Source organism: Streptosporangium sp. NPDC050148, from assembly GCF_055586505.1.
On record NZ_JBVJIA010000049.1, the window covers coordinates 14,316 to 37,387 of the forward strand.

The following is a 23,072-nucleotide window of genomic DNA, read 5'->3' on the forward strand; positions in this document are numbered from 1 at the left end:
TGCCGCGGACCGGTGCGCACGGGTCCGGACGCGCCGGGGAACCGCCGAAGGTGAGGGCGGTTCCCCGGCCACGCCGGACCGGCCGGACCGGGTGGCAGAATGCCGGGATGGATGCGATCCTGCGCGCCGCCGGAGAGGTGCTGGGGACAGAGCTGTCCGACCCGGTCGACCTCGGGGGCAACCCGCGCAGCGTCGTCCTGCGCTGCCGGACGGCGTCGGGCGGCAGCGTGGTCGTCAAGAGGTTCGGCTCGGGGCCCGAGGAGCTGCGCGGCTTCACCGCGGAGGCGGCCGGGCTCTCGATGGGGCTGGGCGGTCCCGGCCTGCTGGGCGTGCACCCCTCGCTCCCGCTGCTGGTGATGGAGGACCTCGGGTCCGCGCCGACGCTGGCGGACGTGCTGCTCGGCGACGACCCCCGGGCCGCCCTGGACGGGCTGGCGGCCTGGGCGCGCGGCCTCGGACGGCTGGCGGCCGAGTCGGTGCACCGGCGAGCCGACCTCGCCGAGCTGTCGGCCCGCTACGGCAGGGGCGTGCCCTCCTGGGACGAGGAGCCGTGGGCCGTGCGGCGCACGGCCGAGTTCCCCGCGGCGCTCGCCGGGATGGGCCTCGACGTGCCGCGCGAGCTGGCCGACGAGCTGGCGCGGCTCGCGGTGACCGGCGCGGACGACCACCTCGCCTTCACGCCCGGTGACACCTGCCCCGACAACAACCTGATCACCCCCGGCGGCCTGCGGCTGCTCGACTTCGAGGCGGCGTGCTTCCAGCCGGTCTTCCTGACGGCCGCCTACTGCCGGATGCCCTTCTCCAGCTGCTGGTGCGTCTTCTCCCTGCCCCCGGGCGTGGCGGAGGAGATCGAGGAGATCTACCGCGCCGAGGTCGTCCGGGCCTACCCGGAGCTGGCCGGGGACGAGGTCTGGCGGGCCGGGGTCCGGCGGGCGATCGCGCTCTGGACGGTGAACCTCACCGTCAACCTGATCCCGCGCCTGGCGGACGACAAGCCGGTGAGCAGGACCCGGCGATCCCCGACCGTACGGCAGCTGATGAGGCACCGCTGGGAGATGGCGAGCACCCTGGAGGAGTTCCCGGCCTTCACCGGGACGATGCGGCTGCTGCTCCGGGACGTGGCGGGGGGCTGGGACGTTCCCCCGCTGCCGGGATACCCCGCCTTCGACGGCCGGTGAACGCCTTCCCGTACGTCGACGCCGTCACCCCGGGCCTCCGGTTCGGGAGGTGACCCGGGGCCCGGCACCGACGCCGTGCGCCCGGTTCCTTCGAGTGGGTCCGGAGCCGGTGGTGTTCGGCCATCATGTGATCGTGGCGAAGAGATCGGTTCCCGAACGGTTCTCCTGGGCGGTGGGGACGCTTGACCTCGTGCCGTCCCACCGCGTCCTGGAGATCGGATGCGGTCGCGGTGTCGCGGCCGGGCTCGTCCTGGACCGCCTCACCCGGGGATCGCTCACCGCGATCGACCGGTCGGCCGCGGCCGTGGAGGCGGCCGGGCGGCACAACGCCGGGCACGTGTCGGCCGGCAGGGCGACCTTCCTGGTGGCGGCGCTGGAGAAGGCCGCGTTCGCCGACGCCTCCTTCGACAGGATCTTCTCGATCAACGTCAACCTGTTCTGGACGCGATCCCCGGCCCGGGAACTGGAGGCCCTGCACCGCATGCTCGCGCCCGGCGGGAGCCTCCACCTGTTCTGGGAGCCCCCGGTACCGGAACGGGTGAGCGAGATCATCGACACGGTGGTACCGGTCGTGGAGGAGCACGGCTTCGAGGTCACCACGCTGACCGGCCGGTCCTCCACCGGGGCCGGGCTGGTGTCCGTCGTGGGCCGCCCCCGCCCCTGACGGCCGTGAGCGGCCGTGAACGATGCCGGGGCGCCGCGCCCGGTCCGTCCCGTCACCTCGGCACGCGCGGTCCCGTGCTCAGAGGGTCGTGCGGTTCTGTGCTCAGAGGGTCGAGTCGGGGGGGCCGCGCGGTCCCGTGCTCAGGAGTCCGCGGGGGACCGACCGGCGACGAGGTCGAGCAACGCGGCGTGCGTCTCGCGGTCGGCCGCCACGACCATTCCGCCCGGGCCGTCGTACAGCGGCCCGCCGTGGACGTCCGTGATGACGCACCCGGCCGCCCGGCACAACGCGATCCCGCTCGCGAAGTGCACGTTGTCCCACATGGGGCCGTCGGTGACGAACGCCGCATGCCGGCCGGCGGCCACCCAGGCCATCGCCAGGGTGGTGGAGACGACGCGCGGCCCGAAGCGCTCCATGAACGCGGGTTCGGTGAACAGCCTGGCCGCCTGGAAGCCCGGCGCGTTCGGGAACGGGGGATCGAGGTTGAGGTCCACCAGCCGCGACCCGGCCGAGGGCGTGAGACCCTCGTCCACGCCGTCGCGGCGGACGTGGGCGCGGTCGCCGTCCGTCCAGAACACCTCGCCGGCGAACGGGTCGGCCGAGGCCGCCACGGTGAGGTCCCGGCCCACGCGCAGGGCGACGTTCACCGAGACCAGCGGGGTGTGCGCGGCGTAGTTCAGCGTGCCGCACAGGGGATCGACCAGCCACATGCGCTCCGCGTCGGCCGAGCCGGTACGCCCGCTCTCCTCGCCCGTCACCGCGTCGTCCGGCCGGGCCGCGCGGATGACGTCGAGGATGGCCTTCTCCGCCGCGAGGTCGGCGGCCGTGGCGAAGTCCACCGCGGACTTGTCGAAGCGCTCCAGCGACGTGCCGTACATGGCCCCGACGACGTCGGCTCCCGCCCGTGCCGCCGCGAGGACCAGATCCCTGTCCGTGATCGTCATGTGGACAGGATATGCAAGGGCTCGTCGCCTGATCGCCCCTGTGCGTGGATCGCACCGATTCTGCTCTCCCGTACTTTCTGGTGGTTCGCGGAAGCGTGCGGCTCATCGCCTCCCGAAATGGTCGACCAGGCGCGAGTAGCCGTCGTCGGCGTGACCCTCGCCGACGGCCCGGGTCACCAGGCCCAGGGTGTAGCCGGGGAGCTCGTCGTCGATGCCACGCGCCCGGCTCTCCCCGACCAGGTCCTCGACCGACGGCAGGTGGTGCCGCAGCGCCCCGTACTCGGCCGCGTGCTCCCTCCGGTCGACCTCGTCGGCGATCGACGGCAGGAGCGACGGCAGCGCGGAGACGGAGGCGCCGGCGTGCTCCAGGAACCGCCTCACCTCGATGCCCTCGCTCGACAACAGCGCCGCCGCGTGCAGGAACCCGTTGAGCATCCCCCACATGGTGCCGTGCACGGCCATCCCGTACAGGGCGGGCACCCCCGCGTCGGCCGAGACCAGGGTGCCGCGACCGCCGAGGAGCCCGAGCGCCGGACGGTACAGCTCGTACGCCGCCTCGTCGCCCCCATAGAACACCGCGGCCTCGGGGTGCCCGACACCCGGGGCGATCGTCATGATCTGCCCGTGCAGGTACCGCGCCCCGCGGTCGGCGGCCCACGCGGCCACCTTCCTGATCTCGCCGGACGTGCCGTCGGTCAGGTTGACCACGGTACGCCCGGCCAGGGCGCCCCCGGCCGGTTCCAGGATCCGGCGGGCGGTGTCGTTGCCCTTGACGCTGATCATCACGAGCGGCCCCGCGGTGACCGCGTCGTGGACGGTCGTGGCCCGTCGCGCCCCCCTGGAGACCAGGGCGTCGGTCCTGCCCGCCGTGCGGTTCCACACCGTGGTCGGGTACCCGCCCCTCAGGAACGCGTCCGCGATCGCGGAACCCATCTCGCCCGTGCCGATCACGGTCACCGCGGGCCGGTCGTCGCTCTTCTCCACGTTGGTCATGGTCGTCCTCTCGTGTGCCGTACCGATCACGGATCACGCTAGGAACTCGACCAAGGTTGAGGTCAAGCCGAGATCGTACGCCCGGGTCCGTGACGCGACCCGGTGTGGCATCCTCCGCCCGACCGGTGATCACATTCCGGTTCCGGCCGTGAACTTTCCTCCGGTGGGCGGCGTCATAAAAGCGATCTCATCGACTGTTTCAGGAACGGGGCAATGGCATGCAGGTGATCCGACCGACGGTGGCGGCTCTGGCCGTGAGCGCGGCACTGGTGACGGCGATCCCGACGGGAGCCGTCGCCGCCGCGCAGGCCCCCGCGACCGCGGCCGCGACCGCGTCGGGCACCTTCGGCCCGTACGGCTACGGCGGCGTCAGGCTGGGGATGACCGCTGCGCAGGCCAAGGCCACCGGCAAGATCGTGCTCAAGGAGCGCGGCCACTGTTCCCGCTGGACCTACAAGGCCCACCGAGGCACCCGCGACACGGGAGGGGTCTTCATCTCCAGGAAGCGCGGCGTCGCGGTCATCTTCGCGTCGGCCGGGATGCGCACGCCCAGGGGCATCGGCCTGGGCTCCACCCTGCGCCAGATCAAGAAGGCCTACCCGAACGCCAAGGGAAGACTGAACGGCTACTACGCCGCCGTGCCGGGCAACCCCAAGGCGTACTACTACTTCGGCGTCGACGGGCGGGACAGGCTCCGGGAGTTCGGCCTCGGGCTCAAGACCCAGGACTGCGTGAGCTGACCTCCCGGACCACCGTCCCGCCCGTTCCGGGCGACATTCGAATCCAGATCGCAGGAGCGTGCGGCCGTGGACGTCAGGGAACCCGACTGGGCGTACGTGGGCAGGTCCCTCGTCAAGGTCCTGGCCGTCAGCGCGGCGCTGTTCATGGCCCTGCACATGGCCGAGGGGCTTCTGCGGGTGTTCGTCGACTTCGGCGAGGAGCGGGCGGCCCGGGTACGCGCCACGGCCGCCCGTATCGCGAACCCGGAACGGCGTCTGGACACATGGCCGAACGCGTCCCGCGTTACCGAGGGAATCAACTCGCTGGACTGGATCTCCGACATCGACGCGAAATCGGTGGATGAGGCCCAGACGGTCGCGGAGCAGGACCGGGAGATCGCAGAGCGGAATCGGAAGACCAAGGAGGAGGCGCGGAAGATCATTAGAAAGCTTCCCCAAACGCTCGACGCCCTCGCGGTCGTGGATTTCACGCACGCGATGACCACCGAACAGCTCATCGCCTTCAACCGGCGCCACGAACTCTGCGGAGGGGCGGACATCTCCTACGTGTACTCCCTGGGCTACTACGACGACTCCAGCGACGACCCTGAGACAAGCGAGGTCGTCTGGAACCGCGACCTGTCCGAGGAGCACACCGTGATCCCTCCCCAGTACCAGTGCGAAACCGAGCCCCAGATCGCACTGGCGGCGTTCCGCAGGTGGGTCGGGCTGCTCGACGAGAACGACGACCTCAGCGAGTTCGATCTGTACGACTGGTGGCTGGCCGGAGTGGCCGAGCAGGGCGTCGTGTACGGGCTCGTCGTCGACCGTTGGAAACTCCCGGATCTGCTCCCGCTCCTCGACGACCCGAAGGTGCGAACGATCACTCTCGCCGACGTCGCCTTCGACCTCGGCGAGATCAGGTAACGGCCGATCGTCGCCGTCCGCCGAGCTGGAACCAGACCACGCGTCCGGCCGGCATCTCGTACCACCCCCAGGCCGAGGACAGCTCCTGCACCAGCCAGAGCCCGCGCCCCCCACCGCTCTCGGGGCTCACGTCCGCGCACAGACGAGGCCGACATCCGGCCGATCCGGCGTCGACGACGTCGATGTGGAGCGTTCCATCATGGCCGGCGACGGCGATCGTGACCCGGCCGTCGGGGCACCGGCCGGAGTCGGAGTGACGGACGGCGTTGGTGACGAGTTCGGTGACGAGCAGCAGCGCGTCGTCGGTGTGCGGGTGACCTACGGCCTTCAGCAGGTCGCGGACATAACCCCTGGCGCGCGGTACGGCCGTCACCCGCGCGGGCACCTCGACCTGCCCCAGCAGGCCCATCTCCCTCACTGCGTCACCCCCGCGACCCGCTCGCGCGCCTCTCCCGCCCCGATCCAGACGTCCTGCTCGCGCGCCTCTCCCGCTCCGATCCGGGCGTCCCGCTCGCGCCTCCGCTCCCCGGCGACCACCGAGTCGCGACCGCGCTTCCCGGATGCGGACCCTCGCCGTCCGGCCGGCAGGAAGATCTCCATACTCGCGGGTCCGTCGGGAGAAAGCCGCACCACGGAGTCGACCCCCAGCTCGTTCAACTCCCAGGCCAGCTCCACCAGGTGCCCCCCACACCCCCGAAGATCACGCACCCTCATCTGATCATCCGCCCTTCACGTATTTGTCCCCTATGGGCACTTACCGGAGCCTTCTCTCCACACAGGGTGACGGCTCGCACGCACAGAGCATGCATCGTCGCAACCGGGAGCGCCACTGAAAACGCAAATTGCGTTTCGAAAAGCGCGGCCACTCTCCGTTCGTGGTCGGTTACTGTTGGCACCGATCCGATGGGGGGGACATGAGGAAAACGGGAAGTCCGACGGTACGTAGGCGTCGCCTCGCCTTTGAGCTACGCCGCCTGCGCGACCGGGCTCAGCTGACCCTGGAGGAAGTCGCTGAGCGACTTGCCTGGTCGGCCACCAAGGTCTCGCGGATCGAGACGTGCCGAGTAGGTGTCACCCTCAAGGATGTCGGGTGCCTTCTCGATCTATACGAGATCGACGCCTCCAAACGAGAGGAACTGATCGACCTGGCGCGAGACTCCCGGAAAAAGGGCTGGTGGCAGGCGTACGCCGATCTCCCTACCGAGTACGCCACCTACATAGGATTGGAGGCCGAGACCGCCTCGATGCGCGGCTTCGCAGCGACCCTTGTGCCCGGCCTTCTCCAAACCGAGGACTACGCGCGTGCTGTCATCCGCGCAGCCTTGGTCATGTCGCCTCCCGGCGAGATCGAACGTCGTGTTGAAGTTCGTATGGCACGCCAAGCGCTTCTCTTCCGCGACGATCCCCTGTGCTTCTGGACCGTCTTGGACGAGGCCGCTCTCCGTCGTGTCATCGAGAGTTCGTCTGTGATGCGATCTCAGCTCAAGCGCGTCCTTGAGCTGATGGACCTACCTAACATCACCGTGCAAGTGCTCCCGTTTGCCGTTGGAGCCCATACGGCCACAGGGGGTGCTTTCCACATCCTGAAGTTCCCCAGTCCTGCTGATCCCGAGGTGGTCTTCGTGGAGAACCTTGGAGGCAACCTATATGTAGAGAGCGAAGCGGACGTTTACCGTTATACGGTGGCGTTCGATCACTTGCGCGCCAAGGCCTTGAGCCCCGATGACTCTCGGCGTTTCATCACGAAGACGGTTGCTCGGCTTGGCCGATCATGATGAAGGGGATATGAAATGTCTGCGCAAGACCTGTCCCAGTTCGTGTGGCGGAAGAGCTCCCTCAGTGGAAACGGTCCCGACTGTGTCGAGGTCGCCTCGCTGAACGCGAGCCGTTTCGGCGTCCGTGACAGCAAGGATCGAAGCGGTCCCGCTCTGATCTTCACGTCTGCCGGGTGGCGTGCCTTCATCGGCAGCATCAAGAGCGGCGAATTCGACGATCCGGCAATCTGATCCCGCCGATACGACCGCCCTGCAGACCGGGAGAGTACTTCCGTCTTGCGTCGCTTGATCGCTTCGTTCCTGGAGTGAGACCGGTCCAAAGCCCGGGGCGGACCGTGCTTCACGGATTGAGTCGAATCCGGCGTGGGTGACCTCGCGATGAGACCGGTTCGGAGACCGGGAGGGAACAAATGGGCTCCTCCGGGAAACGGCCGGTATGTTCGCGGCCTGTTCCGGAAGCTGGCTTCCGCGGGGGGAGCGGTGCGGCCGGACGGTCCCGGCCGCGTCGGAAAGGCCGACCGGTGACTCCCTCGCCGATCGGCCCGGATTCAGGAACCGGCGGGCCTGTCGTAGACCTTGACCGTCCATGGTTCGCCCTGCCGGCGCTTGACCACGGCCGCGAGCCGCTCCGGCTTGATGTGGACCACGTCCTGAATGAACTTGCCGTCACAGAGGCCCAGCTTGCGGTTGACCTTCTTGCAGGGGGCGTACGGATCGTATATCGGGTAGTCGGGATTGGGAGTGCCGTCGGTTTTCCAAGTTCCCTCGGCGATCGGCGCGTCAGCCGGGAACACCCAGATCTTCAGATTCTGCGGCTCGTCGAGCCATCTCGGCGCGACCGACAACTCGTCGTGCTGGGAGTCGGGACCGTCTCCCGATCCGTTGCAGCGGCCGAGACTGGCCTCCCCCGTTCTCACCTGCTGCGTCAACACCCACACCTTCGGGTCGGTGCACCGGATGGAGTAACCGGTGTTGACGCTGGTCGGACGATAGACCACCGTCACCGGTGCGCCCATGGTCCGATGAGTCTCGGAGTGGATCAGCGCCAGCGTCTCCCCCCTCATTCCCGTGATCGTCACAGACGGTTCGGCGCTGATCGTCGCCCGGGAGGAGAGGCCGGAGGCCGGGCCGCTCACATTCCTGTTCACGTCCGGCAGGAAGCCGCCCACGCCGACAACCGCTATGGCGGCGCCCGTCAGCACCGCCCCGGTCGCCGCTCTGCGGCGCAACCGCGCCCGGCGCCCTCGCCGTACGATCAGCTCCAGGCGGGGCGGCGGCACGGGGCCGTCCTTGCTGTGGTCGGCGAACACCGTCCGCAGATCGTTCTCGGTGTACCGGGTCATCTGACGGCTTCCTCCATATCCGGGTCATGCAGGGTCGAATCCACCCTCAGCCGCGCCAACGCCCGGCTGAGCTGCTTCTTCACCGTTCCGAGCGAGCATCCGAGAACGTCCGCCACCTGCTGGTGAGTGAGGTCACCGAAGTAGTGCAGAACGACCACCGCGCGCTGCTGCCCGGGCAGGGCGCCGGTCGCCGCCCACAGGGCCTCGCGGTCGGTCACCGTCTTGGCAAGGTCCCGCCCCGCGGAGCCTTCCGGCACCACCTCCGTGGGCACCTCACCCCGCCAGCGCCGTCGCCACCAGGAGGCGTGCGTGTTCACGATGATCCGGTACACGTACCGATCGGGGTCGCCTTCGATCCTGCGCCACACCGTCCACGCCTTGACCAGTGCGGTCTGCACCAGGTCCTCCGCCGTCGCCCAGTTCCGGGTGAGCAGGTACGCCGTGCGGCACAATCGCTCATGGCTGTGCCCGGCATATTCGGTGAACCCATCCACCATCCCGTCCTTTCGCGTGAACCGCTCTCATCGGGGACTACGCCGTAGGTGGGTGGCTTGGGTGACAGGACACCAGGACCGTTTCGCGGGTTGATCTCTGAGCCGCTCCCGGCGAGGTGATCCCTGCACGGGCGGGGATCCGACCGATCCCGGCCGGCCTCTGGAACAGGCCCTATCCGAGGAGGGCGAACCGCTCGGCGAAGGCGGTCATCTCCTCGCGTTGCCGGTCCGGTTCGGTGGCGGTGGCGCTCACCACGATGCGGGTCACCCCCTGCGCCGCCAGCGCCTCGACCTGGTCGGCGGTCATGTCGATCGATCCCGACCGCGTGTACTCCAGCGCCTGCGGGGCGCGACCGGCCTCGACGGCGGCGGATCGGGCGATGTCCATCTGGGCGGCGCGTTCGTCCGGGCCGAGCGCGCCGCCGGGGAAGTAGCCGTCACCGCGCAGCCCGGCACGGCGTGCGGCGGCCCGGCTCGATCCGCCGATGTGGATCGGCAGATGGAGGGTCCCGTGGGGCTTGGGGAACTGGCACAGGTCGTCGAAGGCGAAGAACCGCCCGTCGAAGCCGACGCCCTCCTCACCACCGGCCCACAGCAGCCGCATCACGTCGATCGCCTCGTCGGCGCGACGGCCGCGGGTGGCGAAGTCGACCCCCACCGCCCGCGCCTCGCCGGGCAGGGAACCGAGCCCCACGGTCAGCAGCCGCATCCGTCCCCTGGACAGCACGTCGACGGTCGCCAGGCGCTTGGCGAGGACCACCGGGTGGTGGTACGGCAGCAGCAGCACGCCCGTCCCGAGGAGGATGCGACGCGTGGCCGCGGCGACGAAGCTCAGGCAGTCGAGCGGATCGAGGTACGGCAGCGTCGGCGGGAGCTCGAAACTGCCGATCATCGCACCGGGATAGAGCGCGATGTGCTCGGGCACGTACAGCGACTCGAAGCCGCAGTCCTCGGCGTGCCGGGCGTAGGCCACGATCCCGTCGGGATCGATGCCGTGGTAGGGCGTGCTGTAGCTGATTCCGAACTTCACCGTCACTCCTCGGGTCGGCCGACGCGATGAACGGCCGGTCACCGGCTCGTACGGCCGGTGTCACGGAGCCCGGTGCCGCGGCCCCGGCGCCGGGAAGGCCCGAGCCCCGGTGTCGCGAAGCCCCGGTCCACCGAGCCTCGATGTCACGGAGACCCGGTGCCGCAGGGGACGCCATGAAGGCTCGCCCGGTCCCGTCGTCCGTCGACGGCCTCTGCCGGCGGCCGGTCGTCGTGGCCACGTTAGAACCCTGTCACCGGCGTCAAGGCAACCCCCCCGGCCGTGACCGCGGAAGGCGCCAGGTCCGGCCACGGCGCCGGGGCGAGGGAACGCGGCGTGCACGTCCCCCGGAGCGGGGCGAGGGAACGCGGGCCGGACGGAGGGGCGGGTCCTCAGGGTCTGCGGGTGGACTTGCGCCTGATGAGGGTCCAGGGGACCTCACTGTCGCGGTCGGCGGGGGAGAGGACGCCGAGGGCGGTACGGGCACAGCGGACGCCCTGGTCGCGCAGGGACTGGGCGATCGTGGTGAGCCCGGCGGGTGCGGCGGCGGCGGAGTCGTCCCAGCCGCTGAGCGTGAAGTCGCCGGGGACGGTCAGGCCCAGTCGGGAGGCGGCGCGCAGGACGCCGAGGGCCAGCTCGTCGCCCATCGCGGCGATGGCGTCGCAGGCGTGCGGGCCGGTGAGCAGCTCGGCCGCGAGCGCCTCGGCCTCGGACGCGCTGTTGGTGGAGCAGACGGCCACGCGGACCCGCGACCAGTCGCCGCCCCTCCCGGTCCAGGCGTCACGGTAGCCGCGCAGGCGCTGGCGGGTGACCCGGAAGGTCGAGGCGTCCGGGTCGATTCCCTCCGGCAAGGGGCCGATCTCAGAGGGTGCGGCACCGCCGAAGCCGGCGGAGGCAGGGGAGGACGCGGCCTCCCCTGAGGTGCGCGCGGGGGAGGCGCCGAAGCCGAGGCGGGAGACGCGGGCGCGGTCGAGCGGGAAGCTCAGCACCCCCGGACGGCGGGCCCCGGCGAAGACCTCGCGGCCGACGGCGGTGGCGGCGGCCCGGTCGTCGGCGGCGACGAAGGAGAGGCCCTCGCGGCGCGGTCCGCCGTGGATCACCGCGGGCAGGCCGGTGGCGACGATGGCGTCGACGACCGGGTCGTCGTCGGCCGTCGTCCAGACCACGAAGGCGTCGACGGCCGCCTCGGTGACCCGGTCGACGTCGGCGGGGCCGCCGGTGACGGGGACCAGCGTCAGCGCCATGCCGTGGTCGGCGCAGACCTGGGCGACACCGGACATGAAGCGGGTGGCCTGCGGGTCGTCGAAGGCGTAGGTGAGGTGCTCGCCGAGCACCACGCCCAGGTTGCCGGTACGCCCGCTGCGCAGCGAACGGGCACCGGGGTGCGGCCCCGGGTAGCCGAGGCGCTCGGCCGCCTCGCGGACCCTGGCCCGCGCCTCGTCGGAGACCCTCCCGGGCTGTCCGTACGCATACGAGACGGTCATCACGGACACCCCGGCCGCGCGGGCCACCTCGGCCATGGTCACCCTGCGCCTGGCCGTCCGTCCGCTCATGGTCAGAGGATAGCTGTGTATCGATACACAGACTTTTTGTGTATCGTTACACAGATGCGGGAGACGATGACGGGTGTGCGGGCGCGGACGGCTTATGCGGGATTTGCGGCCTACGGTGCCTTCTGGGGGGTGTGGGGCGCCTCGGTGCCCGGGATCCGCGACCAGGCCGGGCTGACCGACGGGCAGCTGGGCACGGCCCTGCTCTTCATCGGCGCGGGGGCGCTGCCCGCGATGCTCGTCACCGGCAGGGCGGTCGACCGCTGGGGAGTCCGGGTGGGGGCGTTCCTGCTGGTGGCGCTCGGCGTGACCGGGACGCTGGTGGCCGTGGCGAGCCGCGACGTGTGGAGCCTGTCGGCGGGCCTGGCGCTGCTGGGCGCCGTCTCGGGCGCGGCCGATGTCGCGATCAACGCGGCCGCGGGGGCGGCCGAGCGCGCCTCCGGCCGGCCGGTCATCACCCGCGCGCACGGCACCTTCTCCACGATGGTGGTGGCCGGAAGCCTCGCCACCGGGCTGTCGTCCGGCCTCGGGTCGCCGGTCGTCGTGCCGTTCCTGCTGGTCGCGACGGCCTCGATCGGCGCCGCGCTCGGCATCGCGGCCGACGCGCGAACGCTCCGGGCCGGTCCGGTCGCGGCGGGGGCCGCCCGGAACACCCCGGCCGCCCCGGCCGGTCCTGTCGACCCTGTCATCGCGACGATCCCCCGGCCCGGCCCGGCCCCGGCGGGGGACGTCCGCGACGGAGGGCGGCGCGGTCACCCGGTGCGCCTGTTCCCGCTGCTGGTCGTCGGCGCCCTGGGCGCGCTGGCCTTCGCCACGGAGAACGCCCACCAGAGCTGGGGCGCGGTCTACCTGTCGGACGTGGCCGGAGCCGGTCCCGCGCTCGCCTCGGCGGGCCCCGCGGTCTTCGCCGCCGTCGTCGCGCTCACCCGGTTCTCCGCCGGGGCGATCGGCTCCCGGCACGCCGCGACCGTGCTCGTCTGTGGTGCCGCGACGGCCGCCACCGGGACCGCGCTGGTGTCCGTCGCGACGTCCGTCTGGGTGGTCCTGTCGGGGCTGGCCCTGGCCGCAGCCGGTACGGCGGTGCTCTACCCCACGATGATGAGCGTCGTCGCGGCGCACGTGGGCGAGGCGGCGCGGGGGAGGGCGACGTCGGTGGTGACGACCGTCGGCTACCTGGGTTTCCTCGCCGGGCCCGTCTACGTCGGGCGCTGGGCCGAGGCGACCGGCCTGCCGGGGGCGATGGCGGCCGTGGCCGTCCTGGCCGCCGTGCTCGCGGTCCTGGCCTGGCCCCTGCTGCGGTCGGCCGTCGGCACCGGTTCCCGCTGGGACACGCCCCCGGGTGATCCCCGAATGTGACGTGAAGGACGTCATGGCATAAGCTGACCGGCTGGTGCGTCCGGAACGGACGCATGCCATGACCGCTCGGCGGCCGCGACAGCGGTATCACCCCGGTCGAAGCCCGCCCTCCCGGCGGGCCCCGAACCGGGCGGAGCCTCCGTCTGGATGATGGACGGAGATTCCTTGAGGTCGTATTTCGCCGTGCTCGGCACGCCCGGAGCCTGGCGCTTCCTCGTTCCCGCGTTCGTCGCGCGGCTGCCGAACGCGATGCTCCAGCTTGGCGTCCTGCTGCTCGTGCACTGGTCCACCGGCTCCTACGGCGCGGCCGGTGTCGCCGCCGCGGCAGCGGCCGTGGCGCCCGCGCTGGTCGGCCCGCGTACCGGACGGCTCGCCGACCGCTACGGCCAGGCCAGGGTGCTCCTCCCGCAGATCGCCGTGCACGCCGCCGCGCTGGGCGCCCTGCTGGCGCTCGCCTCGGCGCACGCCCCGGCGGTCTGGCTGGTGGTCGCCTCGGCGCTGGCCGGGGCCTCGATGCCGCAGATCGGCGCGATGGTCCGCGCCCGCTGGGCGCACGTGCTCGGCGGGTCGGGCAGGCTCGGTACGGCCTTCGCCCTGGAGTCCATCACCGACGAGCTGACCTTCACCCTCGCCCCGGTGCTGCTGGTGGCCGTCTCGACCGGGTTCTCACCGGTGTGGGCGCTGCTGGTGGCGCTGGTCATGGTCGTGGCCGGGACGCTCGCGTTCGCCGGGGTACGGGGCGGCGCCCCCGAGCCGATGCCGGTCAGGGTCCGCTCCCGGCACGGTGTGCTGCGGATGCGCGGCGTGGCCGTGCTCGCCGGGGCGTTCGCCGCCCTCGGCACCGTCTTCGGCAGCCTCCAGGTCGGCATCACCTCCTCCACCGCGGCCCTCGGCCAGGCCGCGGCGGCGGGACCGGTCTACGCGAGCTTCTCCGGCGCGAGCCTGGCCGGGGGCCTCCTGTACGGCGCCGTCCGCTGGAGGACCGGAGCCCCGGTCAGGCTGGCCGTCACCCTGGCGCTGCTCTCCGCCGCCACCGTCGCCCTGACCCTGGCCGGGACTCTCCCGCTGCTGTACGGCGGGGCCGCGGTGGCGGGGTTCGTCATCGCCCCCGCCGTCATCACCGGCTACACACTCGTCGAGGGCCTCATCCCGGCCGAGGTCAGGACCGAGGCCTTCACCTGGCTCAACGGCGCCGTCGGCCTGGGCGTCGCCGCGGGCGCGTCCGTCGCGGGCCGGCTCGTGGACGGCTTCGGCCCCTCGGTCGCCTTCCTCGTGCCCCCGGTCACGACCGGTGCGGCCGCCCTGCTTGTGCTGGTGTTCCTGCGCCGCCTTCTCCCGCAGGCGGAGCGCGGCCCGGTCCGCGAGCTGGTCACCGCCGCCTGAGACCGGGCGGCGCGGACGCGGTCAGGCGTTGGCGGCCTGGCGGGCGCGGCGGGCCTCGCGACGCTCGACGTAGCGGGAGGCGGTGACCTCCAGGCGCTCCAGGAACTCGGCGAGCTCCTCGCGGGCCTTCTCGCCCTCGGGGCCCAGATCCTTGAGGTCGAACACGTCCCACTGGCGCAGGACCGGCTGGAGCACGTCGTCCAGGTGCAGGCGCAGGTCGTAGATGCCGGCGTTGGCGATGATCATGGCCTTGCGGGTGAAGCCCTCGATGCCGGTGCCGGGCATCTGGAACGTGGTGACGACGTCGGTCACGGCGCGCATGGTCTGGTCGGGGGCGAGCGTGAAGGCCGAGGCGAGCAGGTTGCGGTAGAAGAGCATGTGCAGGTTCTCGTCGGCGGCGATCCGGGCGAGCAGCCGCTCGCAGTCCGGGTCCTGGGAGGCCATGCCGGTATTGCGGTGCGAGATGCGGGTGGCGAGCTCCTGGAAGGAGACGTAGGCCACCGAGGCGAGCACGCCCTCGTAGGAGTTGGTGAAGCCCTCGCCCATGTGCACCATCCGGGCCCGCTCCAGCGCGACCGGGTCGACCGCGCGGGTGACCGTCAGGTAGTCGCGGATGGCGGTGGCGTGACGGCCCTCCTCGGCGGTCCAGCGGTGCACCCAGGTGCCCCACGCGGCGTCGCGGCCCAGCGTGGTGGCGATCTCGTGGTGGTAGCTGGGGAGGTTGTCCTCGGTCAGCAGGTTCACGATCAGGGAGATGCGCGCGTCCTCGGGGATCCGGCTGTCGCTCTCGGCCCAGGCCTCGCCGCCGAAGATCCCGTCGTAGTCACGCCCCTGCGACCAGGGCACGTACTCGTGCGGGAACCACTCCTTGGCCATCCTGTGGTGGCGATCCAGCTCCCCCGCGACGACGGGCTCAAGTTCGAGCAGCAGCTCGGTCTCACTGAACGTGCGCATCAGGCCTTCTCCCTCAGAGACTACGCGACCGTAACCTACGTTAGCGTAGGTAGACCTGGCACGGGTACGTGCTCCATGTCTCATTCGCCGAGGTCCGGAGTGCGGGGATCCGCCCCCGGTGGGCGGGAGGGCGGGCCGCCGTACGCGGGCCCGCCGTGCGCGCGACCGTGACGGACCGGGTCGCTCAGCGCGCGACCTCCTGGTATATCGCCTCGAACCTGGCCAGGGACGCCTGGTCGTCGTGGGTCAGCGCGATGGCCCGGCTCGCCGCGCCCATCGCGGTGCGCGCCTGCGGAGAGGCGAGCAGGCCGCCCAGGTGCCAGGCCAGCTCCCGTACGTCACCCGGCTGGAAGAGCCGGCCGTTCTGACCGGGCCGTACCAGGTGGGGCAGGGCCATCGCGTCCGCGGCGACGACCGGCAGTCCGCTGGCCATGGCCTCCAGGGTGGCGATGCTCTGCAGCTCGGCGACGCCCGGCATGGCGAAGACGTCGGCGGCGGCGTACAGCTGCGGGAGGGCCTCGTCGGGCACGAAGCCCGGGAAGGCGACCCGGTCGCCGACCCCGATCCGGTCGGCCAGGGCGGCGAGCGCGTCCCGCCGCCCGCCGGTGCCGGCCAGCACGACCTGCGCGTCGGCGGTGTTGAGGACGATCGGCAGGGCGCGGATGAGCTCGTCCAGCCGCTTCTCCTCGTCCAGCCTGCCGACGAACAGGATCGTGTCCCGCTCGGGCAGCCCGAAGGCCCGCCGGGACCACGTTCTCGGCTCGGCGCGCGGCCGGAACCGCGTCAGGTCGATGCCGCAGGAGACGGCCTCCACCGGGGTGCCGAAGCCCTTGCCGGCGAGCAGGCCCGCGGCGATGCGGGTGGGCGTGGTGACGCGGTCGGCGCGGGAGAAGACGCGGTTGAAGTCCTTCCAGGCCAGCGCGCCCGCCCGCTCGCGAAGGGGCTCGGGGACGCGCGCGAACTGGAAGAGGTTGTCCGGCATGAAGTGGTTGGTCGCCACCACGGGGACGCCGCCGCGCCGGGAGGCGGAGATCGCGGCGCGGCCGACGACGAAGTGTCCCTGCACGTGGACGACGTCGGGCGCGATCTCGTCGATCAGCCGGTCCAGCCGGGCCGGCACCGAGATCCGCATGGTCGGGTGGACGAGCACCGGCGCCGAGCGCAGCCGGTGCACGGTCACCCCCTCCACCTGCTCGGTCCTGGACGGGCCGTCGTCCGAGGCGCACACCACGTGCACCTCGTTGCCGCGCCCGGCCAGGCCGGTGGCCAGCCGATGGGTGAAGTAGGCGGCGCCGTTCACGTCCGGCGGGTAGGTGTCCGTCCCGATCAGGACCCGGCGGGGCCGGGTGGCGACGAGGGACGGTGCCGGCGCGGGGGCGGCGACTGACAGGGCCATCGGTGCTCCGTTCATGGGGCCGTCGCCTCGTGCGACGGGGACATCGGGGTGGTGCGGGCCAGCGCGGCGGTCCCGGCCGCGGTGAGCGCCGCGGCGACCAGCGCGGTGAGCGTGCTCACCGGGCCGGTCGGCAGCGGTTCGCCGAGCAGCAGGGCGCCGAAGGCGACGGCGGTGAGGGGGTCGGCCACCTGCAGCGCGGCGAAGGCGACGCCGAAGTGGCCGACGGCGTAGGCGCGCTGGAGCAGGGCCAGCGCGAGCAGGGCGGGCATCGGGACGGCGAGCAGGAACCACGGCTCCCACTCACCGTCGACCAGGACGCGGGTGAGCGTGGCGGTCGCCCCGTAGAGCACCCCCGCCCCGGTCGCGAGCAGGCAGGCCCGTACCGCGCGCGAGGCGTGCCGGGCCGTGACGTACAGCGCCAGGGCGGCGGCCGAGGCCCATGCGAGCAGGACCACCGCCTCGGCCGTGGACAGGTGGGGCTCGCCGGTGTGGGTGGGCACGACCAGCACCAGGCCGACCAGGCCGGTGGCGATCACGGCCGCGGCGGCCAGCTCGCGCGCCCCCGGCCTGCGCCGCTGCAGGGCGGCGGCGCAGGGCAGGGCGAACAGCAGGCTGGCCACGCCCATCGGCTGGACCAGGGTGAGCGGCCCGTACTTCAGCGCCACGACGTGCAGGGCGGTGCCGGCCGCGATGGACAGGCCGCCCAGCAGCCAGCGGGGCCGCCTGACCAGCCGTCCGAGCACGGCCGGCGAGGTGCGCGCGGCCTCGAACTGCTGCAGGGCGGCACCCAGGGCGAAGAACAGGGACCCGAGCAACGCCAGCCCTGCCGCCAGCACGGTCATGCGCACTCCTCACGGACAGATGAAGACATGGCGAAATGGCCGGATCGCCTCGCGGAGGCGTCCGGTGGGGGTCGTGCGGTGAACAGTGGAAGCGTGCCCCGGCCGCACTCGCCGGAGCCATAGGGGTTCACCCTGACTTCCGTGGGGATTCCCCGAGTTTCGCGTCGGGGCTGTTGACCCGCTGGCTTTTCTTATCGTAGTTTCGCGGGCATGAATCTCGTGGGCGCCTGGCGCCTGGTCGAGTGGCGGATCGGCGGTCCGGGGAGCAAGGTCTCGTATCCCTTCGGCAGGGACGCGGTGGGCCTGCTCTGCTACACCCCCGACGGGTACATGAGCATGACCGTGGCGCGGGGCGAAGGCGCCCCGTCGCCGGTGGAGAGCGGCGAGGGCGGGCAGAGCCCGAGCGCGGCGTCCCGGGGGGAGCCGGAGCGGGCGCCCACCCCGTTCCTCGCCTACGCGGGCCGGTACGAGGTCCGCGCGGGCCAGATCGCCCACGACATCGAGGTGGCGATCGACCCGGCCCTGGCCGGTGTGGTGCAGGTCCGCGAGCTGAACGCCGACGACGACCGGCTGGTCCTGGCCGCGGCCGAGGGAGGCTCCTGGCACACCGTGATCTGGAGGAGGTCATGACGTCCGGACGCCGGGCGGTCAGTCGCGGGAGCCGGCCAGGGCCCTGGCCGGCTCCGCCACGGCGCCGCGGCGCCGCAGGTGGCGGACGACCTCCACGATGACGGTGACCGTCACGGCGATGCCGAGGCCGAGCAGGAGCCCCTTGATCGGGTCGTTCTCGAAGGCCGCGCCGCCCACATAGCCGATCAGCCCCGAGTAGACCGCCCAGGACACCGCCGCCACCGCGTCGAACAGGGCGAACGAGCGCCGGGGGTAGGCGACCGCGCCCATGGTCAGGGTGCAGGCGGTCCGGCCGCCGGGAATGTAGCGGGCCACCACCAGGACCAGCCCGCCCCGCTCGGCGAGCGCCTTCTCCGCCCACGCGAACGCCTTCCGGCTGCGCCTGCCGTCGCGCAACCGGCCGTTGGCGGTACGCCCGATGAGGTAGGAGACGTGGTCGCCCACGAAGGCGCCCAGCGCGGCGACCACGATCACCAGCGGCAGGTCGGGCGCGCCGGTGGCGGCGGCGAACACCCCGGCCGTGATGACGGCCGTCTCCGCCGGGACCACGGGGAAGAACCCGTCCAGGAGCGCCACGGCGAACAACGCCAGATAGATCCAGGGGGACGTCATCACGTCGTGCAGGAGGTCGAGGATGGTCTGCGTCATGCGGGTCTCCGGTCTCGGGGATGCGGGGGCGTGGTCGCGGAGAGAGGTCTCTCGCGCACCACGCTGGCGTCCCGTCGAGCCGGGGACATCGGGGACGGACCCCGAAGTTCCCGATCACATCCCTGAGATCACCAGGAGATCGGAGCCCGGCCCCGGAGAACCGGAGGCCGCACGGCTCAGTTGAGCTGCCAGATGGCGAAGTTCAGCGCGGCCGCGTACGTCACCCAGGCCAGGTAGGGCACCAGGAGCCAGGCGGCCGGGCGGCTGATCCGCCGGAACAGCACGATGGTGAGCACGATCGCGAGCCAGAGGACGACGATCTCCGCGAACGCCAGGCCGTACCGCCCGGCGCCGAAGAAGAGCGGTGTCCAGGCCGCGTTGAGGACCAGCTGGACCGCGTACACGCCGAGCGCCGGTGTCAGGTCGGCCGCCGACCAGGCGAGCCAGCCGGACAGGGCGATCATGACGTACAGGACCGTCCAGGCAGGGCCGAACAGCCACTGCGGCGGTGCCCAGTCCGGCCGTTCCAGCGACAGGTACTCGCCACCGGCGTTCACGGCCGCCAGCGATCCCACGACCGCAACCAGCGCGAGGACCACGATGAAGACCGGGAGCCCGGCCCAGCGTTTCGGGTGTTGCCCTGCGATGACCATACGGACCTCCTGCCCCGTCGTTCGCGCCTCTACCGTCCGGCGGTTTCCCGCGGAGGGCAGGCGTCAGGGAAGGCCGTCAGGCCGACGGGGCGGGGACCGGGTCGTGGTGCAGGCGGCCGAGCACCCGGCGGAAGGCGAGGACCGAGAACAGCACCGCCAGGCCGCTGATCACGGCCACCGCCGCGGTGCGGACCAGCAGGTAGGTGCCGATCGACTGGTGCAGCAGGAGCCAGATGCTCACCGCGGAGTTCGTCAGCAGCACGAAGGCCCACAGCAGGGTGATGCGGGCGAAGAACCGGCGGACCCGCTCGTGCTTCAGCACGGCCGCGGGCAGGTGGATGTAGTCCAGGGTCAGCTTCTGCACCAGCGGCCGGTTGAGCCGTACCGAGGCGAGGAAGACCATGCTGATGCAGATGGTGCCCAGCTCCGGCTGGAGGAAGTAGATGACCGCGCTCCCGGTCCAGAACCCGAGCAGGGCGCGGACGGTGATCGCGATGACGGCGAGGACCATCGTCCCCGGCACCGGGACGCGGCGGACCAGCCGCCAGCCCACCCCGGCGTACACCCAGGTGACCGCCGCGATGAGCGCGCCCTTCAGGCCGAGCACGGCGAGCGCCGCGTAGAAGACGGCGAGGGGGGCGATGACGCCCTCCAGGATCTTCGGTGCCGCCTGTCTGGCCAGCGCGGCGAGACGGGGGAGGACGATGGGCTGGTGGCTCATGGCGCTCCACGGGACGGTGCGGCGGCGGGCACTGGGCGTTCACGCCGGTCGCGGCACGTCACGAGCGGATCGGACTCGTCACGCGGACACCCGGACAGGCGTGTGCAGAGGCTGTTTCCGTTGTTCATCGGCGCCTCACCGTACCTGACGCCGTGCCATGTCCTCCTGAAAACCGGCTGATACCACCCCAAGGAATCTATGAAGCGTACAGATCATTACGATTCATGAAGAGGATCGCTATGTCGATAACGGTTGGGAAACGAAAGCTTTCCTCGTGGGGTCGGGTCCGCGACGATTGAGACATGCCAGTGCTGCGCACGCGCGCGTCCGGCCATTCCACCGAGGGCGTCGCGAACGTGGCCGCCCAGCTCATCTGCTGGCCCGACCTCGCGCTGAAACGCACCCGCCGGGGACTGGGGTTCCGCACCCACGGGCGGGAGATCGTCAGGATGCCGGGGGACAACACCGCCGAGCTGCTCCTGACCACCGCGGTGATCGACCGGTGGGCCCGGGTGCTCACCGACTGCCACCGCATCACCCCCGGTACCGACGCCGGGTGGGTGTCGATGGACATCGAGGGCCGGGCCGACGCCGAGCTGTTCCTCTCGCTGGTCAGCGTCGCGATCAAGGTCAGCGAGGGCGGGCCGGTCAGCCGAGGCTCGCGGTGGCCAGCCTCGCGCCGAAACCGATGAACAGCGCGCCCGCGCCCGTCCGCAGCCCGGCCGACAGCCGCCGGCGGGCCCGCAGGCGCGCCGCCAGGAACGCCCCTCCGAAGATCAGTACCGACAGGTACAGGGCGCTGAACGCCTGGCAGATCGCGCCCAGGATCAGGAAGGACAGCGCCGGGGTGGCGTAGCCGGGGTCCACGAACTGGATGAAGAACGAGATGAAGAACAGGATCGCCTTGGGGTTCATCAGGCTGATCACCAGGGCCCTGCGGAAGGGGTTCCGGACGGGGGCCGTTCCCGCCGCCCCGGCGGCCTCGGACGAGCCCGCGGAGCCCGCGGAGCCCGCGGAGCCGGGAGCCGCGGGGGAGCGCCACGAGCGCCAGGCCGACCGGAGCATCTGGAACCCGATCCAGACCAGGTAGGCCGCCCCGGCGTACTTGACGACGGCGAACAGGATCGGCGTCGACGTCAGCAGCGAGGCCGCCCCGGCCGCCGCGAGCACCATCAGGACCGCGTCGCCGAGGAAGACCCCCATGGCCCCCCGGTACCCCTGCCGCACCCCGTGCTGGGCGGCGAGGCCGAGCACGTACAGCGAGTTCGGGCCGGGCAGCATGACGATGAAGAAGGCGCCGACCACGTAGGTCCAGATGTCGACGATGCCGAAGAACATGGTGCCGCTCCATGGGCGTTGCGCGGGGACGCTGCAGGCGAGGGCACTGCAGGAGGGACACCACCGTACCGGTACGAAGGTCCTTACCGCCGCCCATAATTCGCGTATCCGACTTTTGGGCCTTGTGGCGAATCCGTGTCAAGGCTACGATCACGGCAACTCTTAGGAAACTTTCCTAAAAGAAGTGAAGAACGGGAGAGCCGATGGCCCGTCCGCCCCCTCCGGCCCCGCTGCGAGCTGCGAAAACCCGGTGACGGCAGCCGTCACCACCGAAGGTCCGACCGTCCGGACGCCTCACCCCCCAGGTTTCCCGTCCATGGGAGCGATCATGCGGCGCACCTTTTCCTTACTCGTCCTGACATCGGCTGCAAGCCCTTTCCGCGGGCGGGCCGCGACGGGCCCCGCGGCCCCGGCCGCCTCGCGGGCCACCGTACCCGCCCCTCGGGCAACCGCTCCGGCCGCCGTGACAGTTCCCCGGGCAACCGCTCCGGCCGCCGTGACAGCCCCGGCCGCCGTGAGCCCCGTCCCGCGAGCGGGCACGCCACCCCGGACGACACCGGTGACGCCGGCCCGGTGAGCCCGGCCTCCCCGTCACCCCCCGACGCCCTCCGCCGCTCTTCCTGATCCCTCGCCGATCCACGGCACGATCCCCGTACGGGACCGTGCCCACCTCGCCGTACGGCTCGCGTCCACGTCCGCCCTCGCGCACCCCCCGCGTGGCGCGGCCGTACGGTCACCCCCACCGAACACATGAGGTCCACCGTGAAACCACGCGTCATCGCTCGTTCCCTCGTCGCCCTGGCGGCCCTCGTCCTGGCGATGGTGGTCGCGCCACCCGCCCAGGCCGCCTCGGCCACCGCCGTCTTCGTCAAGACCTCCGAGTGGGGTTCGGCGTTCGAGGGCAAGTACACGATCACCAACGGCACCGCCACCACGATCAACGGCTGGTCGGTCGCCTTCGACCTCCCGGCGGGGGGAAGCGTCAGCTCCTCCTGGGACGCGACGTCGAGCCGCAGCGGCCAGCGCTTCACCTTCACCAACCTCGGCTGGAACGGCACCCTGGCCCCCGGCGCGAGCGTGAGCTTCGGCTTCATCGCGAGCCCCGGAGGCGCCACCCCGGCAGGCTGCACCCTCAACGGCGCGCCCTGCGGCGGCGGCAGCGGCCCCGCCGTCCCGGGCAAGCCGGGTGCGGTGTCGGCGACGGCGTCGGCGAGCAGTGTGGCGTTGTCGTGGGGTGCGTCGTCGGGTTCGGTGACGGGGTACCGGGTGTACGAGGGTTCGTCGGTCCGGGCGGCGGTGTCGGGGACGAGCGCGACGGTGTCGGGGCTGGGCTCGTGCGAGGCGCACACCTACGCGGTCGCGGCCTACAACTCCGCGGGTGAGGGTCCCAAGAGCGACCCGGTCACGGTCACCACGACCGGCTGCACCGGCGGTGCCCCCGGCAAGCCGGGTGCGGTGTCGGCGACGGCGTCGGCGAGCAGTGTGGCGTTGTCGTGGGGTGCGTCGTCGGGTTCGGTGACGGGGTACCGGGTGTACG

The 23,072-nt window shown here is 71.8% G+C and carries 26 protein-coding genes; 11 read left to right on the plus strand and 15 right to left on the minus strand.

What is annotated here, in order from left to right; translation table 11 throughout:
• Positions 1 to 107: 107 nt before the first annotated feature.
• A complete protein-coding gene (locus ACZ6RT_RS34625) occupies positions 108 to 1,178 on the plus strand; it encodes a protein kinase family protein (RefSeq protein WP_470158181.1) in 1,071 nt (356 codons plus the stop codon).
• A gap of 133 nt (positions 1,179 to 1,311) precedes the next feature.
• Entirely contained in the window at positions 1,312 to 1,842 is a 531-nt protein-coding gene (locus ACZ6RT_RS34630; RefSeq protein WP_470158182.1) for a class I SAM-dependent methyltransferase, read from the plus strand.
• A gap of 140 nt (positions 1,843 to 1,982) precedes the next feature.
• Here ACZ6RT_RS34630 and ACZ6RT_RS34635 read toward each other — a convergent pair whose 3' ends face one another.
• Positions 1,983 to 2,786, minus strand: a complete 804-nt coding sequence (locus tag ACZ6RT_RS34635) for an inositol monophosphatase family protein (RefSeq protein WP_399187200.1) — start codon at positions 2,784 to 2,786, stop codon at positions 1,983 to 1,985.
• Positions 2,787 to 2,888: 102 nt separating this feature from the next.
• Positions 2,889 to 3,779 carry an NAD(P)-dependent oxidoreductase gene (locus ACZ6RT_RS34640; protein WP_470158184.1) on the minus strand — a complete coding sequence of 297 codons (891 nt, stop codon included), beginning with the start codon at positions 3,777 to 3,779 and terminating at the stop codon, positions 2,889 to 2,891.
• Between the two features lie 218 nt (positions 3,780 to 3,997).
• Here ACZ6RT_RS34640 and ACZ6RT_RS34645 point away from each other — a divergent pair, with 218 nt between their 5' ends.
• Together ACZ6RT_RS34645 and ACZ6RT_RS34650 are read left to right on the plus strand one after the other, a co-directional pair.
• The gene (locus ACZ6RT_RS34645; protein ID WP_470158186.1) at positions 3,998 to 4,519 is read left to right on the plus strand and encodes a hypothetical protein; all 522 of its coding nucleotides are present in this window, start codon (positions 3,998 to 4,000) and stop codon (positions 4,517 to 4,519) included.
• 66 nt (positions 4,520 to 4,585) lie between these two features.
• Positions 4,586 to 5,425 carry a hypothetical protein gene (locus ACZ6RT_RS34650; protein WP_470158188.1) on the plus strand — a complete coding sequence of 280 codons (840 nt, stop codon included), beginning with the start codon at positions 4,586 to 4,588 and terminating at the stop codon, positions 5,423 to 5,425.
• Here ACZ6RT_RS34650 and ACZ6RT_RS34655 read toward each other — a convergent pair.
• Together ACZ6RT_RS34655 and ACZ6RT_RS34660 are read right to left on the minus strand one after the other, a co-directional pair.
• Positions 5,418 to 5,834 carry an ATP-binding protein gene (locus tag ACZ6RT_RS34655; RefSeq protein WP_399187758.1) on the minus strand — a complete coding sequence of 139 codons (417 nt, stop codon included), beginning with the start codon at positions 5,832 to 5,834 and terminating at the stop codon, positions 5,418 to 5,420. The genes ACZ6RT_RS34650 and ACZ6RT_RS34655 overlap by 8 nt on opposite strands.
• A gap of 5 nt (positions 5,835 to 5,839) precedes the next feature.
• Positions 5,840 to 6,139: a hypothetical protein gene (locus tag ACZ6RT_RS34660; protein WP_470158190.1), complete on the minus strand. Its 300-nt coding sequence runs from the start codon at positions 6,137 to 6,139 to the stop codon at positions 5,840 to 5,842.
• A 200-nt stretch (positions 6,140 to 6,339) separates the two neighbouring features.
• Here ACZ6RT_RS34660 and ACZ6RT_RS34665 point away from each other — a divergent pair, with 200 nt between their 5' ends.
• Together ACZ6RT_RS34665 and ACZ6RT_RS34670 are read left to right on the plus strand one after the other, a co-directional pair.
• Entirely contained in the window at positions 6,340 to 7,200 is an 861-nt protein-coding gene (locus tag ACZ6RT_RS34665) for a helix-turn-helix domain-containing protein (RefSeq protein WP_399187195.1), read from the plus strand.
• 15 nt (positions 7,201 to 7,215) lie between these two features.
• On the plus strand, positions 7,216 to 7,431 hold the full coding sequence (locus ACZ6RT_RS34670; protein ID WP_399187194.1) for a DUF397 domain-containing protein: 216 nt from the start codon (positions 7,216 to 7,218) through the stop codon (positions 7,429 to 7,431).
• A 317-nt stretch (positions 7,432 to 7,748) separates the two neighbouring features.
• Here the strand turns inward: ACZ6RT_RS34670 and ACZ6RT_RS34675 are convergent, their stop codons facing one another.
• The 4 genes from ACZ6RT_RS34675 to ACZ6RT_RS34690 form a co-directional block, all read right to left on the minus strand.
• Positions 7,749 to 8,543, minus strand: coding sequence for a hypothetical protein (locus ACZ6RT_RS34675; RefSeq protein ID WP_470158192.1), 795 nt, complete (start codon positions 8,541 to 8,543; stop codon positions 7,749 to 7,751).
• Positions 8,540 to 9,040: a SigE family RNA polymerase sigma factor gene (locus ACZ6RT_RS34680; protein ID WP_399187192.1), complete on the minus strand. Its 501-nt coding sequence runs from the start codon at positions 9,038 to 9,040 to the stop codon at positions 8,540 to 8,542. The genes ACZ6RT_RS34675 and ACZ6RT_RS34680 overlap by 4 nt, the downstream gene beginning before the upstream one ends.
• A 169-nt stretch (positions 9,041 to 9,209) precedes the next feature.
• Complete coding sequence (locus ACZ6RT_RS34685; protein ID WP_470158193.1) at positions 9,210 to 10,067, minus strand: TIGR03619 family F420-dependent LLM class oxidoreductase; 858 nt, start codon at positions 10,065 to 10,067, stop codon at positions 9,210 to 9,212.
• A gap of 389 nt (positions 10,068 to 10,456) precedes the next feature.
• Entirely contained in the window at positions 10,457 to 11,617 is a 1,161-nt protein-coding gene (locus ACZ6RT_RS34690; protein ID WP_470158195.1) for a LacI family DNA-binding transcriptional regulator, read from the minus strand.
• Between the two features lie 54 nt (positions 11,618 to 11,671).
• Here ACZ6RT_RS34690 and ACZ6RT_RS34695 point away from each other — a divergent pair, with 54 nt between their 5' ends.
• Both ACZ6RT_RS34695 and ACZ6RT_RS34700 read left to right on the plus strand, forming a co-directional pair.
• Positions 11,672 to 12,970 (plus strand): MFS transporter, encoded by a 1,299-nt coding sequence (locus ACZ6RT_RS34695; protein WP_470158196.1) that lies wholly within the window; start codon positions 11,672 to 11,674, stop codon positions 12,968 to 12,970.
• Positions 12,971 to 13,135: 165 nt separating this feature from the next.
• Positions 13,136 to 14,353 (plus strand): MFS transporter, encoded by a 1,218-nt coding sequence (locus ACZ6RT_RS34700; RefSeq protein ID WP_470158197.1) that lies wholly within the window; start codon positions 13,136 to 13,138, stop codon positions 14,351 to 14,353.
• A 21-nt stretch (positions 14,354 to 14,374) separates the two neighbouring features.
• On the opposite strand, the gene ACZ6RT_RS34705 is transcribed toward ACZ6RT_RS34700, so the two are convergent.
• The 3 genes from ACZ6RT_RS34705 to ACZ6RT_RS34715 form a co-directional block, all read right to left on the minus strand.
• Positions 14,375 to 15,307 carry an acyl-ACP desaturase gene (locus ACZ6RT_RS34705; protein ID WP_470158199.1) on the minus strand — a complete coding sequence of 311 codons (933 nt, stop codon included), beginning with the start codon at positions 15,305 to 15,307 and terminating at the stop codon, positions 14,375 to 14,377.
• Between the two features lie 184 nt (positions 15,308 to 15,491).
• Positions 15,492 to 16,703 (minus strand): glycosyltransferase, encoded by a 1,212-nt coding sequence (locus ACZ6RT_RS34710; protein ID WP_470158201.1) that lies wholly within the window; start codon positions 16,701 to 16,703, stop codon positions 15,492 to 15,494.
• Positions 16,704 to 16,714: 11 nt separating this feature from the next.
• Positions 16,715 to 17,545, minus strand: coding sequence for a DMT family transporter (locus ACZ6RT_RS34715; RefSeq protein WP_470158203.1), 831 nt, complete (start codon positions 17,543 to 17,545; stop codon positions 16,715 to 16,717).
• A gap of 210 nt (positions 17,546 to 17,755) precedes the next feature.
• On the opposite strand from ACZ6RT_RS34715, the gene ACZ6RT_RS34720 reads away from it, so the two are divergent.
• The gene (locus ACZ6RT_RS34720) at positions 17,756 to 18,175 is read left to right on the plus strand and encodes a lipocalin-like domain-containing protein (RefSeq protein ID WP_399187184.1); all 420 of its coding nucleotides are present in this window, start codon (positions 17,756 to 17,758) and stop codon (positions 18,173 to 18,175) included.
• Between the two features lie 18 nt (positions 18,176 to 18,193).
• On the opposite strand, the gene ACZ6RT_RS34725 is transcribed toward ACZ6RT_RS34720, so the two are convergent.
• The 3 genes from ACZ6RT_RS34725 to ACZ6RT_RS34735 all read right to left on the minus strand — a co-directional run bounded on the left by ACZ6RT_RS34725 (position 18,194) and on the right by ACZ6RT_RS34735 (position 20,197).
• A complete protein-coding gene (locus ACZ6RT_RS34725; RefSeq protein WP_399187183.1) occupies positions 18,194 to 18,823 on the minus strand; it encodes a DedA family protein in 630 nt (209 codons plus the stop codon).
• 176 nt (positions 18,824 to 18,999) lie between these two features.
• Positions 19,000 to 19,476, minus strand: a complete 477-nt coding sequence (locus tag ACZ6RT_RS34730; protein ID WP_470158205.1) for a TspO/MBR family protein — start codon at positions 19,474 to 19,476, stop codon at positions 19,000 to 19,002.
• 76 nt (positions 19,477 to 19,552) lie between these two features.
• Entirely contained in the window at positions 19,553 to 20,197 is a 645-nt protein-coding gene (locus ACZ6RT_RS34735; protein WP_470158206.1) for a VC0807 family protein, read from the minus strand.
• A 302-nt stretch (positions 20,198 to 20,499) separates the two neighbouring features.
• Between ACZ6RT_RS34735 and ACZ6RT_RS34740 the strand changes: the two genes are divergently transcribed.
• The gene (locus ACZ6RT_RS34740; protein ID WP_399187180.1) at positions 20,500 to 20,889 is read left to right on the plus strand and encodes a luciferase domain-containing protein; all 390 of its coding nucleotides are present in this window, start codon (positions 20,500 to 20,502) and stop codon (positions 20,887 to 20,889) included.
• Here ACZ6RT_RS34740 and leuE read toward each other — a convergent pair.
• On the minus strand, positions 20,846 to 21,535 hold the full coding sequence (gene leuE, locus ACZ6RT_RS34745) for a leucine efflux protein LeuE (RefSeq protein WP_470158208.1): 690 nt from the start codon (positions 21,533 to 21,535) through the stop codon (positions 20,846 to 20,848). The two genes, ACZ6RT_RS34740 and leuE, sit on opposite strands and share 44 nt — an antisense overlap.
• A gap of 762 nt (positions 21,536 to 22,297) precedes the next feature.
• Here leuE and ACZ6RT_RS34750 point away from each other — a divergent pair.
• Positions 22,298 to 23,072: cellulose binding domain-containing protein (locus tag ACZ6RT_RS34750; protein ID WP_470158210.1), on the plus strand; the 775-nt coding region annotated here is incomplete at its 3' end.

Bases quoted from the DNA above. Each gene is read 5' to 3' on its own strand.
- ACZ6RT_RS34675 (WP_470158192.1), bottom strand. From the start codon at position 8,543: ATGACCCGGTACACCGAGAACGATCTGCGGACGGTGTTCGCCGACCAC.
- ACZ6RT_RS34705 (WP_470158199.1), bottom strand. From the start codon at position 15,307: ATGCGCACGTTCAGTGAGACCGAGCTGCTGCTCGAACTTGAGCCCGTC.
- ACZ6RT_RS34695 (WP_470158196.1), top strand. From the start codon at position 11,672: ATGCGGGAGACGATGACGGGTGTGCGGGCGCGGACGGCTTATGCGGGA.
- ACZ6RT_RS34730 (WP_470158205.1), bottom strand. From the start codon at position 19,476: ATGGTCATCGCAGGGCAACACCCGAAACGCTGGGCCGGGCTCCCGGTC.
- ACZ6RT_RS34640 (WP_470158184.1), bottom strand. From the start codon at position 3,779: ATGACCAACGTGGAGAAGAGCGACGACCGGCCCGCGGTGACCGTGATC.
- ACZ6RT_RS34645 (WP_470158186.1), top strand. From the start codon at position 3,998: ATGCAGGTGATCCGACCGACGGTGGCGGCTCTGGCCGTGAGCGCGGCA.
- ACZ6RT_RS34670 (WP_399187194.1), top strand. From the start codon at position 7,216: ATGTCTGCGCAAGACCTGTCCCAGTTCGTGTGGCGGAAGAGCTCCCTC.
- ACZ6RT_RS34715 (WP_470158203.1), bottom strand. From the start codon at position 17,545: ATGACCGTGCTGGCGGCAGGGCTGGCGTTGCTCGGGTCCCTGTTCTTC.
- ACZ6RT_RS34720 (WP_399187184.1), top strand. From the start codon at position 17,756: ATGAATCTCGTGGGCGCCTGGCGCCTGGTCGAGTGGCGGATCGGCGGT.
- ACZ6RT_RS34710 (WP_470158201.1), bottom strand. From the start codon at position 16,703: ATGGCCCTGTCAGTCGCCGCCCCCGCGCCGGCACCGTCCCTCGTCGCC.
- ACZ6RT_RS34660 (WP_470158190.1), bottom strand. From the start codon at position 6,139: ATGAGGGTGCGTGATCTTCGGGGGTGTGGGGGGCACCTGGTGGAGCTG.
- ACZ6RT_RS34655 (WP_399187758.1), bottom strand. From the start codon at position 5,834: ATGGGCCTGCTGGGGCAGGTCGAGGTGCCCGCGCGGGTGACGGCCGTA.
- ACZ6RT_RS34625 (WP_470158181.1), top strand. From the start codon at position 108: ATGGATGCGATCCTGCGCGCCGCCGGAGAGGTGCTGGGGACAGAGCTG.
- ACZ6RT_RS34635 (WP_399187200.1), bottom strand. From the start codon at position 2,786: ATGACGATCACGGACAGGGATCTGGTCCTCGCGGCGGCACGGGCGGGA.
- leuE (WP_470158208.1), bottom strand. From the start codon at position 21,535: ATGTTCTTCGGCATCGTCGACATCTGGACCTACGTGGTCGGCGCCTTC.
- ACZ6RT_RS34725 (WP_399187183.1), bottom strand. From the start codon at position 18,823: ATGACGCAGACCATCCTCGACCTCCTGCACGACGTGATGACGTCCCCC.
- ACZ6RT_RS34740 (WP_399187180.1), top strand. From the start codon at position 20,500: ATGCCAGTGCTGCGCACGCGCGCGTCCGGCCATTCCACCGAGGGCGTC.
- ACZ6RT_RS34680 (WP_399187192.1), bottom strand. From the start codon at position 9,040: ATGGTGGATGGGTTCACCGAATATGCCGGGCACAGCCATGAGCGATTG.
- ACZ6RT_RS34690 (WP_470158195.1), bottom strand. From the start codon at position 11,617: ATGAGCGGACGGACGGCCAGGCGCAGGGTGACCATGGCCGAGGTGGCC.
- ACZ6RT_RS34735 (WP_470158206.1), bottom strand. From the start codon at position 20,197: ATGAGCCACCAGCCCATCGTCCTCCCCCGTCTCGCCGCGCTGGCCAGA.
- ACZ6RT_RS34665 (WP_399187195.1), top strand. From the start codon at position 6,340: ATGAGGAAAACGGGAAGTCCGACGGTACGTAGGCGTCGCCTCGCCTTT.